The following is a 14,001-nucleotide window of genomic DNA, read 5'->3' as shown; positions in this document are numbered from 1 at the left end:
CTATTTCCATTCCTCAAAAATTTCTGCAATTCGAGCGGTCGCTCGATCAGCAGCTTGGGTTGGTGTCATACCTTCAAGTACAATTTTTTCTAGACTTTGACCCCAAATATTTTCTTTGAGAACAACACTATAAGCAGGACTGTTAGTAGGGTAAATCGATTTAATCTTACTTTTAGTTAAAGTTTTAGTTACTGTCGAAGTATGAGGATCTTCAGGATTAGTCCAATAAGGATCTTGAATAATTGATGAATGTGCTGGAGAGTGCCTACCTGACTCTTTGAGAAAAGTATTCATTACTTCTGGTTGTATCAAATAAGCCAGAAATTCTTTGGCTAATTTTGGATGTGCTGCATCATCAAAAATTACTGCTTGCTCTACCAGAAATATATGATTCATCGGTTCGCCGTTAGGTTTATTTGGTAATTCGACAATACCTAACCGATCGCGATAAGCATCAATATCTTGACGCAATGCAGCAGGAATTGAAAGGGACGCATTAGTAGTTGTCAGTATTTCTCGATTTAGTATTTGATGGTTGTTTGCAGCGTTATTCCAATCTACCGCATCCTTGGGGATATATCCTTGTAAATAAAACTGCGTATACCAATCTAGACATTGAATAATACCCTGACGTACTTGAGGATCGTTTACTAATAAATTACCATTCTCATCGAGCAACTTAACGTTGTAAGCTTCCAAAATATGCTCAAAGGCTTGATAAGTATCTCCCGCTTCCACAGACATAGGCAAACCGAGGGGAAAAATATTTTGTTGATGCTTAGTGTTTAAGTCTTTTCCTACATCTATCCAAAATTGCCAAAAATCATCCCAATCTTGAGGAATATCTGCTGCGGTGCGACCTGTTTTTTCTAGTAAATCTTTCCAGTAATAAACGTGCAGTGCAGCTCTGTGTACTGGAACTGCATAGTAACTCCATTTTTTGCTGACGTTATTGTAGTAGTAAGCTGTTTCGAGTGCGCCAGGGTCATAAAATTCTTTAACTGGCTCGATTAGATCGCTAACATCTGTTAATTTTCCTTCCCATGCTAAACTCGCGTTGAGAGTGCTTTCGGCTTTAAAACTCATAAAAATATCGGGAGCAATACCACTTTGAAGATATCTTTGAGGTTTTTCCGAACGTTTATCTAAAGTATAAAAATTAACTTGTACCTTGTTACCAGTTTTTTGTGACCACCCTTTGATGAGCTTTTGCAAAGCTTCATCTTCTTCTGGACTATAGCCTTTATCCCACCAAATTTGAAGCACATTAGGATCGACTAGCGATCGCATTACCACCTCATCATTTTGTAATTGAGTATCGGAGTTACAGGCAACAACTAGCATAATGGTAGTCATCGCTAGAGCAAAATAACTTAAAAGTTTTTTGGTCATGACTTCTCGAATTTATAAGCTCCTATGCATTTATTTTGATCGCTGATCAGCCTTGCTGTAAGGAGTCTGGGCTTCAAAAATCCCAATTTAAATGCGTGTCAGCTTATGCACTGTCGGATTAGATGATTAATCTCGATCTCAATTATGGTTCTATTAGAACTTACAACATGTTATGTTATGGAAAAGAAATCTTAATAGACAAATTTTATTAACCAAAATTGTTGAATAACTTCCAGGGTGATCGCATCTAATTTGGTATAAATTGTACTTGACAAATAATGAGACATACGAGTCAAAAAGTTTCCTGCTATCGAGGTTGTCTAGGAGCAGCTTAAGCGGTTAATCGGCCTAAATATAGGGTTCGTGTCACAAAGCTCACGGGGTGACAACCATACTGAACTTCTTGTCTATTAAAGATTTGTCAAAGTCCAGATTGTACAGAACATCCTCATTCTACTTGATTTTTCCTAATCAGAGAAATCGGAAAGTGACAAAAGCGGGATATACTTTCAGCTAAGTTGGTTTTTATCCAATAAAGTGCTTGAATTCTGTCTTTCTTCTGAGGATTTTTTTCTTGTTTAAGTAATGAGCGATAATGTTTCAACAGATTCAATAATTTCTATTTAAAGTTTTCCTGTCATTTCTAATGCTTTTGTTTGTTTTTTCTTTAAAAGTTCTATTTTTCTGTTGAATTGATAATGCCGTCAAAATCATAGTTATTTAGCATTTCCTCAATTGCTCGAATAATATGCTGTTGAGACATAGGAACTCGAGCGATCAACTGCCGTATTTTTTCGCCATCTACTGCGATCGCAGCTTGATTTAGTTCGGCGACTAATTCTGGAGGCAAAGATTTTAAATCGCAAAAAGTAAGAGTATTGGAAGCTTTAGCAGCTTTATTAGCAGGATGTTTAACTTCTGATTCGTAGATAAAAGTTACCCCTAGATATTGGCTTAACTTATCAAAAATAGTTTGTTCGGAAAAAGGCTTAGGCACAAAATCATCACAACTAGCCCGAACAGCTTGTTCTCTTTGTTCTTCAAATGCGGAGGCAGTTAAAGCGATAATAACTGTTTTTTTGCCTTGAGGATGACTTTTAATGGTTCGGGTTGCTTCATAGCCATTCATGACGGGCATTCTCATATCCATCCAAATTAAGTCAGGTTGCCACTCATGCCACAAAGCGATCGCTTCTACTCCATTATTAGCAGTGCGAGGTTCAAAACCAACTGACTGTAGTAATTTCAGTAAAGCCAAACGATTTGTGTCGCGATCGTCTACTATGGCAAGACGATATTTAGGTTGTCCTGGTGCAAGGTGTCTGATTACTTGAGGTGCAGGTAAAACTTTGCTCTGAGAAGACTCTGTTAATTCTACCTGGATATTAAAAGCAAAAGTCGAACCCTCTCCTAAAACACTATAGGCTTGAATTGAACCACCCATCAATTCGGCAAACTGACGACTAATAGCCAATCCCAATCCCGTACCACCTTCGGATTGAATTCCACTTTTAGTTTGAACAAAAGGATCGAATAACTTGTCTAATTCTTCTAAGGCAATACCTTGTCCCGTGTCGGCTACTTCAAAGCACAGCTTAACTTTGTCTTTCAACAAGCGATCGCTTTTTCCAGTAAATGACTTTAGAGTTACACCTCCAGTCTGAGTAAACTTGACCGCATTACTTAACAGATTAATTAACAACTGACGCAGCTTGCGAGGATCGCTGATAATATCCTGCGGTAAATTATCTGCCAGTACGAATTTAAACCACAACCCTTTAGATTCGGCTTTAATTTGGAACATTTCTTGAATTGTTTGCAACAATCGATGCAGATCGAAAGCTTCATTATTTAGGGCGATCTTCCCTGCTTCAATCTTTGACATCTCCAGCACATCGTTAATCAGATTCAGCAAATGTTCGCCACTGCGATTAATAATATCTAATGACTCTTTTTGACTATTTGTAATAGTGTCATCCCGCGACATTAGCTGGGAGAAACCCAAGATTGCATTCAAAGGCGTGCGTAACTCGTGGCTGATATTAGCTAAGAATGAGCTTTTAGCTAGGTTGGCAGCTTCCGCTTCTTGAGCCTTTAGCTGTAACTGTTGACTGGATTTTTCTAACTGTTGGCGGGAAGTAGATAGTTGTAATGCCAACCAATTCACCCCAATTAATAATCCTCCTACAGAAATCAAGCCTACTAAAACGATCGCACTAGCTAATTCACGGGCAGGAGCGAAAGCCTCATCCTGGGTGACTTCGACTAGCAAAGCAATATCCTGTTCGTTGAGCCAACTGTAAACTCCTAATACTGAATTGTTTGCATAGTTGCGATAAAGTCCATAACCACTCAAGCCACTCATAGCTGCATTAATGCCTGGGCTATCAATATCATTTGGTAAATCTTTGACCGATCTAGATTTTCCTGCAATAAAGCTATTCTTACTAATTAATGAGCCTACCAAATAACTTTCACTACTCTCTCCCAAGCCTGTTCTCTCTCTGACAATGCTATCTATACGTTCGAGATTCAGATCTACTAAAATCATTCCTTGACGATTTTCTAAAGGCTTTGCCAAAGTAATTGCGGGTTTTCTAGTAATGGGAGATACATAAAATATCGGTGCAAAACTAGCCCCCTCTTCCACCTCTTCAACATAGGTAATATTGGCTAAGATTTCATAATCTCCTTCTCGCTCTTTATTCGTCGAAAACACAATTTTATTACTGCGATCTAAGATAAATATTTCCGAGAGACTGGGCTTAATCTCATTGACTCGAACTAAATATCTCTCTAATACTTTGTATGCCTGTTGCTTTTCTGCTTCAGACTGAGAATTAAGTAAGATAGCCAAATTATCCTGCACGTCTGGCATCTGGGTAGTTTGTAAAAAATCCCTTTGCCGATCTTCAAACCACCGCCTAATTTCATTTTCCTTCAAAGTGGCAGCTACGTTTAGGCGATCGAATGCTGCCTGTTCCAAGGCTTCCCTGGCACGGAAATAAGCGACTCCACCAACAATAGCTACAGTTATTAGTGCCAATAGTAAAAAGTAGTTGGCGATCCTCGTGGTGAAGGATAACTGCGGTAATTTCATTTTGGGGAACTACGGTTAGATAGTACTCAAGGCTATCTGAATTATATATACGATGGGGGTAATGGTGAAGGCGATCAAGGCGATTTGTACTCTTTGTAAGGGGCATGAGGTAATTGCATTATTGATGTTACCCCGATAGTTTGTTTAAGATTTTTGTATTTTTTGGGGCGAGACTGAGTCGGATTAAGCCCTGAAACCTCTAGCCATCTCAGTTGAGAATTTCCCAATTCCTCGTAACAAATTGGTAAGAAGTTATAAGATTTCTGAGATTTTGCCGCCACAGTCACGTATGATGAAGGATAAACTTTTGAAAAATTTAGTAAAGGAGGTTCAACGGTGTCCTTACCTTTGTTGAACTATGTCCCTTCTAGCCAAAATCAGCGCGTAGAAGGATATGAAGTCCCTGGTGAAGAACAAATTAAACCCACTCCCGGAATGATGAATTCTGAGGAAGATGCGGAAGCGATTATTTGGGCGGCTTACCGCCAAATTTTTAGCGAACACCAAATGATTGCCAGTAACCGTCAACGTTTCCTGGAATCCCAACTCCGTTACGGTCAAATTAGTGTCAAAGACTTTATCTTTGGCTTACTCACCTCTGATTCCTTCCGTCGTCTGAACTACGAACCCAATAGCAACTATCGCTTTGTAGAACTCTGTGTTCAGCGGGCTCTCGGACGGGATGTCTACAATGAACAAGAAAAAATTGCGTGGTCAATTGTGGTCGCAACGAAAGGGATCAACGGTTTCGTTGAAGACTTACTGAATAGTGAAGAGTATCTTAACAACTTTGGCGAAGATACGGTTCCTTATCAACGGCGTCGGGTGCTTCCTCAAAAAGATGAAGGGGAAACGCCCTTCAATCTCAAAACCCCTCGCTATGGTCCTTACCACCGTCAACAATTGGGCTTCCCCCAAATTGTTTGGCAAAATCAGGTTCGTCGCTTTATTCCCCAAGAAAAGCAACCCAAAGCAGGGGATCCCAGCGCCTACTTGAATATTGCGCGTAACCTTAACAGCGCGAAAGGGAATCCTTTACCCAAAGTCTCTGCCATGAATATTGACTACGACAGGAAAGTTCCTTATCGTAAGGTTAGCTAAATTCAAAACAGACTAATTTAATTTCATCTCTACAGGGGAAAAGAAAGGGTCACTGCTTAGCAGGGTGATTTGCTCTTCCGGCAAGTTATCTTGTTAAACGGTGACTCTTTTGCTCTTTGGCCAATCAATCGAGATAATAGGAAGGTGACTGCTTTATCAAACGTTTCCAAGACAAAAGATTTAAGTATGGTTTTAACAGAAACGACGCAACAACCGACAGGAAGCCATTTTCTGCAAGAAATTGCTGATTCTCCCAATCAATCCCTCCTCCCCCTGACAGCAAAAATTAACGCTCAAGATCATTTAGAAATTGGCGGTTGTGATGTTATTGAATTGGTTAAGCAATTTGGTTCTCCCCTCTACATCATGGATGAATATAGTCTTCGCACGGCTTGTCGCCAATATCGAGATGGCTTCAGCAATAACTATTCTGGAGAGTCATTAGTAATTTATGCATCGAAAGCCCTCAACTGTCTCGCCATTTGTACCTTAGTGGCAAGTGAAGGCTTAGGCATCGATGTTGCTTCTGGTGGAGAACTTTATACCGCACTGCAAGCCGGGGTCGATCCGCAAAACATTTATTTTCATGGCAATAACAAATCTCGCGCTGAATTAGAAGAAGCCATTGCTTCTAATTGCACGATTGTTGCGGATAACTGGTTAGAATTAAAAACTTTAGCCCAACTGGCAACAGAAACTTCCCCCCGAGTCATGTTGCGGATTACACCAGGCATTGAATGTCATACACATGAGTATATTCGGACCGGACATCTTGATAGTAAATTTGGCTTTGATCCCAATCAGGTCACAGAAGTTTTTGATTTCTTAGTGAAAACATCAGCGTTAGATTTCGTTGGTGTTCATGCCCACATTGGGTCGCAAATTTTTGAACGTCAACCCCATCAGGATTTAGCCGGGGTGTTGGTGAAGTGGCTGAAAATGGCACAAGCGTTAGGCTTACCGGCGCGAGAATTAAATGTTGGCGGTGGCTTAGGAATTCGCTACACTGAAGCGGATGATCCTCCGAGTATTGGCGAATGGACAGCAACCGTGGCCAAAGCGGTTGAAGCTGCTTGTCATGAAGCAGAAGTCCCGCTACCGAAATTAATTTGTGAACCCGGTCGCTCATTAGTGGGCACAACTGGCATCACTGCCTATACCGTGGGTTCTCGCAAGCAAGTTCCTGAAATCAGAACTTATATTGCTGTCGATGGGGGAATGTCCGATAATGCACGTCCGATCACTTATAAATCTGTTTATCGATCACTGTTGGCGAATAAAATGTCCCAACCGACAACGGAAACCGTCACTGTTGCGGGAAAACATTGTGAATCGGGAGATGTGGTCATTAAAGAAGCAAAACTGCCAGAAACAACCGCAGGGGATACGCTGGTCGTGATGAGCACAGGGGCTTATGGCTATAGCATGGCATCCAACTATAATCGCTTACTGCGTCCGGCGATGGTTTTAGTGCATGAAGGACAAGCCGATATTATTATTAATCGTGAAACCTATCAAGATTTAATTAGTCAAGATAATTTACCGCCAAGACTCAATACAATTGATCATTGATCATTCAGATTCAGTTGTTGTTTCTTTTTTTGTCACCTTTAACCAGTTATGAATAACAACTAACAATTGTTCATTGTCTGTTGTTGTTAACTGTCCATTGTTTTTTGTCTGTTCTACACAACAATGCCCTCCCCAGGCTTATCCGATTTTCTTTCTTCGCTTCCCAGTTGGTTAATTTCTGCTTTTGATGTTGTTTTCGTTGTTATCTTAGTTTATGTGGTCATCCGTTTACTTGGAGAACCACAGAGCCGAACCCGTTGGATCATTCAGGGATTTATCATTTTGGTTGTGGTGTTGCTAGTCGCCATTTATCTCAGCCAATTGTTTCAATTGCGGTTGTTGCAATTTGTGTTAGAAAAAATGTTGATTGGCTCGGCGGTTGGGATTGTTGTGATTTTGCAATCTGAGTTTCGTCGCTTTCTCGAACAACTCGGGCGCGGTCAATTACGGCAGTTGTTTCCGTCGTCAACTAATGATAAGCTCCAACCTGATAATGTCTTGGATCAGATTTTAGATGCGGTACGAGAATTATCGCAAAAACGGATTGGAGCGTTGTTATTGTTAGAAACGAACGATCCGATTGATCCGAGTCAGTTTAGAAGCCCAGGGGTAACCTTAAATGCAGAAATTTCCAGTGAGTTGATTCAAACCTTGTTTCAAACAACAACCGCTTTACATGATGGGGCGGTGCTCTTACGAGGATCGCGCATTGCTGCAGCAGCGGTTATTTTACCGTTGACCGAAAAAAGTTTATCTCGACAGTTGGGAACCCGCCATCGGGCAGCGATCGGGATTACCGAACGAATCTCAGATTGCTTGTGTATTGTGGTTTCAGAAGAAACCGGTTCAATTTCCCTTGCCGAACAAGGAACCTTGCAACGACCTCTGACGCGAAGCCGACTTCGAGAGTTGTTAGAATTAAGGTTTTCGCCGACTGTAGAACGGGAAACTGTGGCTCCCGATTTGGGTCGCCTCACCCGTGAAATTGGCTCACAGGGAAAAGTGCTTTTAAAGCGAAGTTTTCGTCTTTTGTCATCAAAGTCTCATCGTAAAAAATGACTACTAAGCCCACTCTATTAGAACAGCTTCCCCCAGATTTAGATGCGAATCGTCTTCCTCGACAAGTGGCGGTGATCATGGATGGTAATGGTCGTTGGGCAGGAAAACGAGGATTTCCGCGAGTGATGGGACATCGGAAAGGCGTTGATGCGCTCAAAGATTTGCTGCGTTGTTGTCAAGATTGGGGAATTCCTGGCTTAATGGCTTATGCCTTTTCCACGGAAAATTGGGGGCGCCCCTCAGAAGAAGTGGATTTCTTGATGACCTTGTTTGAGCGTGTCTTACAGCGAGAACTCGCCGAAATGATGAAAAAACAGGTGCGGATTCGATTTGTGGGGAATTTAACCGTGCTTCCAGAGTCGTTGCAAACGGTGATCGCGCAAGCAATGGAACAAACCGCGAAGAATACAGGGATTGAATTTACGGTGGCGACCAATTATGGGGGAAGACAAGAAATTATTGCTGCTTGTCGCGCGATCGCGCAGCAAGTGCAACAAGGAAAAATCACTGTAGAACAGCTCGATGAGGAGCTATTTGCCCAACATCTCTATACTGCCAATTTGCCCGATCCCGATTTATTGATTCGCACCAGTGGTGAAATGCGGTTGAGTAATTTCTTGCTGTGGCAACTGGCTTATGCCGAAATTTATGTTACCGATACGCTCTGGCCTGATTTTGACCGCAGTGCCTTTCATCAAGCGCTCCTGGCTTATCAACAGCGCGATCGACGATTCGGTAAAATCCACAAGTAAAAATTGGGAGAGCAAGCGACTTATGTTAAACTCCCCTTATACCTCTTTCCAGGTGACAGGTTCCCCGGAATCGAATTCCGGGTGCGGAAGGCACAGCCGCTTTCCAGCTGAAATTCGATTCCAGCTGGGTCGGCAGGCTTGCCTGTCACCGCCTTCCGCGGTCAGACAATTTCATGAGTATTCTCTGCTGTCAAATGTCATTGGGGGATTGGCATGAACGTTGACTCCTGTACGGTCTGCATCACCCTAGGAACGCGTCCGGAAGCCATTAAACTGGCTCCGGTCATTCAGCAATGTCAACGTTCCTCCCAACTGAAAACCTCTGTTATTCTGACGGGACAACATCGAGAAATGGTTGCTCAGGTGATGCACCTCTTTCATCTCGAAGCGGATCAAGACTTGCAGATCATGCAAGCGGAACAAACCCTCAGTGACATTACCTGTCGCAGCTTAAAAGGGCTGGAAAACCTTTTTACTGAAATTCAGCCCAATTTGGTCATTGTGCAAGGAGATACCACCACTGCTTTTGCGGCAACACTGGCAGCATTTTATCAGCAAATTCCCACGGCTCACGTTGAAGCCGGACTCCGCTCTCACAATTTGTATAACCCTTATCCGGAAGAAGCCAATCGTCGCCTCATTGGTCAACTGGCTCAACTTAATTTTGCCCCAACAGAAGCAGCAGTTAAAAATCTAGAAAATTCAGGGGTGATCGGAGAAATTCATCTCACTGGGAATACGGTGATTGATGCCTTGCTCACCATGGCACGTCGCCACCCGCCTTGCAATATCCCCAGTTTAAATTGGAATCAATACCGCGTTTTACTCACAACCGTTCATCGCCGGGAAAATTGGGGTCAACCACTCACTCAAATCCTTGAGGGCTTGCACCTGATTTTAGAAAAATTTCCGGATACAGCGCTCTTACTGCCCCTCCATCGCAACCCAACCGTTCGTCAGCCGATTCAAGCAGCATTAGGCAATCATCCTCGTGTCTTTTTAACCGAACCCTTAGACTATTCCCAACTGGTGGGGGCAATGCAACGTTGTTATTTATTATTAACTGATTCGGGCGGCTTACAAGAGGAAGCCCCTAGTTTAGGTAAGCCTGTTTTAGTGTTGCGAGACAATACAGAACGCACTGAAGCGGTAACTGCTGGCACTGCTCGCTTAGTAGGAACAAAGCCGCACCAAATTTTGCAAGCAGCCAGTGAGTTACTCAGCAATCCTGATATGTATCAACGCATGGCAATGGCAATTAATCCGTTTGGGGATGGTCAAGCGTCTCAGCGAATTGTCAACATTATTGAGCGTTATCTTCTAGGAAAAACCTAATTTAAATTTATAAGATCGCAGTTGGTTGACGGTTTTCATTACCAAAAAGTAATGGGGAGAATAACTTGAGGAAATGGGCAACAAGTTTCAAGCTAAACGTCCCATTGCGGTTGATCTATTCGCTGGTGTAGGAGGTATGACCTTAGGGTTTGAACAAGCAGGGTTTGATGTTTTAGCTTCTGTAGAAATTGACCCCATCCATGCAGCAGCTCATGAATTTAATTTTCCGTTTTGGTCAGTGCTTTGTAAAGATGCGGCGCAATTAACAGGAAATGAAATTCGACAATCTTCTGCGATTCAAACTCAAGAGATTGATGTCGTTTTTGGTGGACCGCCTTGTCAGGGGTTTTCTTTAATTGGCAAACGCGTTTTAACCGATGATCGCAATGCCTTAGTCTTTCACTTTTTACGGTTAGTCCTCGAACTCCAACCCCGATATTTTGTCATGGAAAATGTTGCTGGCATGGCAATCGGAAAGTCACAGCAATTACTAGAAGAATTAATCGGTGCGTTTCAGGAGAATCACTATCATGTCCAACACCCGTATCAAGTTTTAAATGCTGCTAATTTTGGCGTTCCTCAAAATCGCAAACGTCTTTTTTTACTGGGATGTCGTCATGATCAAGTTCTACCTGAGTATCCTTTAGACTTGACGAGACCAGCAAAAAGCAAAGTGACATTATTAAAACATGATTTACTGGAAAGTCCGACTGTTGGGGATGCAATTACCGATTTACCGACTATTGAAAACTATCCAGAACTTTTGACACAAGATACGGTAAAAGCGGAATTTGGAACTCCCAGTTACTATAGTCATCAATTACGAAAAACTGGAGAGGTTAAAGATGATTATAGTTATTACCGTTACTATGATTCGAGTCTCTTAACTGCTAGCTTGAGAACAAAACATACAGAAAAATCAATGGCGAGATTCGCTGCAACTCCACCTGGAAAAACTGAACCGATTAGCCGTTTTTATAAACTTGATTCTGAGGGAATTTGTAATACGTTAAGGGCGGGAACGCCCAGTAATCGAGGTGCTTTTACTTCGCCCCGCCCCATTCATCCTTATCTTCCAAGATGTATTACAGTCCGAGAAGCGGCTCGACTTCATTCTTATCCCGATTGGTTTCGATTTCATGTCACAAAATGGCATGGGTTTCGACAAATTGGAAATTCGGTTCCGCCCTTACTGGCTAAAGCAGTGGCAGAACAAGTTAGACAAGCTTTAAATGTTGAACCATTACGATTAGAGCAAACGTTTCATTTAGGAAATACTGAATTATTGAACTTAGAAATGTCAAAAGCTGCTCAATTTTATGGGGTTAATTCTCATACCATTGCCCCAAGGATGAGACGTAAAAAATTATGATTCTTCTGCTTTCTCTTGCTGAGTAAAGGCATCAATAATTGCTTCTAGCGCGATCGCGCAATGAGTCCAATGGGTTCCCCCCTGCACAAAAACCAAATACGGTTCTCTTAGGGGTCCATCGGCAGATAACTCGGAAGTGCTGCCATCAATAAAGGTTCCCCCCGCCATCACCAACTGACTTTCATAACCGGGCATTTGGGCGGGAACAGGATCAAGATATGACCCCACTGGCGATTGTTGCTGCAGCGCGCGACAAAAGGTCAGCAATTTTTCTTTACTACCTAATTTAATGGCTTGAATCACATCGCGACGAGGGGTTTCAGGAAGTGGGTTCACCGGATAACCCAGTTGTTGGAAGACATGAGCAACCAAATGAGTCCCTTTAATCGCTTCTCCTACCATTTGCGGCGCCAAGAAAAGTCCTTGAAATAAGAGCCGATTCTGGTCAAACGTCGCTCCCCCCTCACTACCAATTCCCGGTGCAGTGAGACGGCAACAAGCGGCTTCTACTAAGTCTTTTCGTCCCGCGATATATCCGCCTGCCGTAACAATCGTGCCACCCGGATTTTTGATTAAAGAACCGGCAATTAAATCTGCCCCAACCACTGGCGGTTCGATGGTATCCACAAACTCCCCGTAACAGTTATCGACAAAGCAGATGGTATTGGGGTTTTGCCCCTTGACCACTTCCACAATTTTTTGAATTTCAGCAATGGATAAACTCTCGCGCCAGGTATAGCCACAAGAGCGTTGAATAAACACTAAACGAGTCTTCGGTCTGATGGCTGTTGCTAAGGCGTCCCAATCAAGACTGCCTTGAGAGGTAAGAGCCAGTTCTCGATAAGAAATTCCGAAATCTTTCAGCGATCCGGGTGCGGATTCCCGTAAACCAATGACTTCCTCAAGAGTATCATAAGGTTTTCCCGCTACTGCCAGCATTTCATCTCCGGGACGCAGGACGCCAAATAAACCACACGCGATCGCGTGAGTTCCCGAAACCAACTGTACCCGTACTGCTGCTGCTTGAGCCCCCATCACCCTAGCAAAAGCCCGATCAAGGGTATCCCGCCCTAAATCATCATGTCCATAACCGCTAACGCTAGCAAAATGATGTACGCCTACCCGTTCTTGTCGAAATGCTTCCAGAACTTTTTTTGCGTTATGCTTGACCTTGGTGTCAATTCTCGAAAAAATTGGAAAGAGTGCTGTTTGCGCTTTTTCTAACAAGAGTTGGCTGTTCATATTCTCTAGTTTGTGCAAAAATTTTGAGAAATTTAAGAATTGATTTCAATTTTTGTCTTGCATTAGAACCGCTAGAACCAGCACAATACCATTAAACTGCTCATAAGGAAACGTAATTTAGTTCATGACTGTTGCAACCGAGAAAAAACTACCTTTCGATTGGGTAACTTTTGCCTACATTACATCGATTCATTTAGTGGCACTTCTTGCTTTTTTGCCCAACTTTTTTAGTTGGTCAGCGGTGGGAGTTGCCTTGCTTATGCATTGGGTTACAGGTGGATTAGGTGTTACTTTAGGGTTTCACCGCCTTTTGAGTCACCGCAGCTTAGAAGTACCCAAGTGGCTAGAGTATTTCTTAGTTTTTTGCGGCGCTTTATCTGCCCAGGGCAGTGTGATTGACTGGGTTGGTTTGCATCGCATGCATCATAAATATTCTGATCATCAGGCTGATCCCCATGATTCTAATCAAGGATTTTGGTGGAGTCATATGGGCTGGATGCTTCATGAAATTCCCTTAAAAAAAGATATTCCTAAATACACACAAGATATTAATTCCGACCCGTTCTATCAATTTTTATCAAAATATTTTATTCTCATTCAAGTTGCCTTTGGACTTTTCCTCTATGCACTCGGTGGATGGCCATTTGTGATTTGGGGAGTCTTTGTCCGTTTAGCAGTGGTCTTTCACTGTACTTGGTTTGTTAATAGCGCCACCCATAAATTTGGTTATCAAACTCATGAATCGAAAGACCAATCCCGTAATTGCTGGTGGGTTGCATTATTAACCTATGGTGAAGGTTGGCATAATAATCATCATGCTTACCAATATTCAGCACGGCATGGTTTGCAATGGTGGGAATTTGATATGACTTGGATGATGATCCGCTTTTTAGAGCTTATTGGTTTAGCCAAAAATGTCAAGCTCGTTAAACACTAGCTCAATCTAGATCAAGGTTTACCTCACCCTAGATGGTGGGGCTTATTTTTTTTTCAAAGCTCTTGAATGTTTTCTCTGTTTTAAAAAATTCTGCTCAGGGTTTTCGATTAAACTGACTCAATCATTGATAATTTCGTCA

At 42.3% G+C, this 14,001-nt stretch carries 10 protein-coding genes; 7 read left to right on the top strand and 3 right to left on the bottom strand.

Annotated features, from left to right (window positions below; translation table 11 throughout):
* Together GVY04_13290 and GVY04_13285 are read right to left on the bottom strand one after the other, a co-directional pair.
* Entirely contained in the window at positions 1 to 1,392 is a 1,392-nt protein-coding gene (locus GVY04_13290) for an extracellular solute-binding protein (GenBank protein NBD17071.1), read from the bottom strand.
* A 676-nt stretch (positions 1,393 to 2,068) separates the two neighbouring features.
* The gene (locus tag GVY04_13285) at positions 2,069 to 4,492 is read right to left on the bottom strand and encodes a response regulator (protein NBD17070.1); all 2,424 of its coding nucleotides are present in this window, start codon (positions 4,490 to 4,492) and stop codon (positions 2,069 to 2,071) included.
* A 336-nt stretch (positions 4,493 to 4,828) separates the two neighbouring features.
* Here GVY04_13285 and GVY04_13280 point away from each other — a divergent pair, with 336 nt between their 5' ends.
* The 6 genes from GVY04_13280 (at position 4,829) to dcm (ending at position 11,683) form a co-directional block, all read left to right on the top strand.
* Complete coding sequence (locus GVY04_13280; GenBank protein ID NBD17069.1) at positions 4,829 to 5,593, top strand: phycobilisome rod-core linker polypeptide CpcG; 765 nt, start codon at positions 4,829 to 4,831, stop codon at positions 5,591 to 5,593.
* A 186-nt stretch (positions 5,594 to 5,779) separates the two neighbouring features.
* On the top strand, positions 5,780 to 7,165 hold the full coding sequence (gene lysA, locus GVY04_13275; GenBank protein ID NBD17068.1) for a diaminopimelate decarboxylase: 1,386 nt from the start codon (positions 5,780 to 5,782) through the stop codon (positions 7,163 to 7,165).
* Positions 7,166 to 7,288: 123 nt separating this feature from the next.
* A complete protein-coding gene (locus GVY04_13270; GenBank protein NBD17067.1) occupies positions 7,289 to 8,224 on the top strand; it encodes a TIGR00159 family protein in 936 nt (311 codons plus the stop codon).
* Positions 8,221 to 8,976: an isoprenyl transferase gene (locus GVY04_13265; GenBank protein ID NBD17066.1), complete on the top strand. Its 756-nt coding sequence runs from the start codon at positions 8,221 to 8,223 to the stop codon at positions 8,974 to 8,976. The genes GVY04_13270 and GVY04_13265 overlap by 4 nt, the downstream gene beginning before the upstream one ends.
* 213 nt (positions 8,977 to 9,189) lie before the next feature.
* The gene (locus GVY04_13260) at positions 9,190 to 10,311 is read left to right on the top strand and encodes a UDP-N-acetylglucosamine 2-epimerase (non-hydrolyzing) (protein ID NBD17065.1); all 1,122 of its coding nucleotides are present in this window, start codon (positions 9,190 to 9,192) and stop codon (positions 10,309 to 10,311) included.
* Positions 10,312 to 10,384: 73 nt separating this feature from the next.
* The gene (gene dcm, locus GVY04_13255; GenBank protein ID NBD17064.1) at positions 10,385 to 11,683 is read left to right on the top strand and encodes a DNA (cytosine-5-)-methyltransferase; all 1,299 of its coding nucleotides are present in this window, start codon (positions 10,385 to 10,387) and stop codon (positions 11,681 to 11,683) included.
* Here the strand turns inward: dcm and GVY04_13250 are convergent.
* On the bottom strand, positions 11,678 to 12,925 hold the full coding sequence (locus GVY04_13250; GenBank protein ID NBD17063.1) for an aminotransferase class I/II-fold pyridoxal phosphate-dependent enzyme: 1,248 nt from the start codon (positions 12,923 to 12,925) through the stop codon (positions 11,678 to 11,680). The two genes, dcm and GVY04_13250, sit on opposite strands and share 6 nt — an antisense overlap.
* A gap of 124 nt (positions 12,926 to 13,049) precedes the next feature.
* Between GVY04_13250 and GVY04_13245 the strand changes: the two genes are divergently transcribed.
* Positions 13,050 to 13,862 (top strand): acyl-CoA desaturase, encoded by an 813-nt coding sequence (locus tag GVY04_13245; GenBank protein ID NBD17062.1) that lies wholly within the window; start codon positions 13,050 to 13,052, stop codon positions 13,860 to 13,862.
* Positions 13,863 to 14,001 lie beyond the last annotated feature (139 nt).

It is taken from the genome of Cyanobacteria bacterium GSL.Bin1 (genome assembly GCA_009909085.1).
In the GTDB taxonomy this organism is placed as follows: domain Bacteria; phylum Cyanobacteriota; class Cyanobacteriia; order Cyanobacteriales; family Rubidibacteraceae; genus Halothece.
This window is presented reverse-complemented; position numbering and strand designations above follow the sequence as displayed.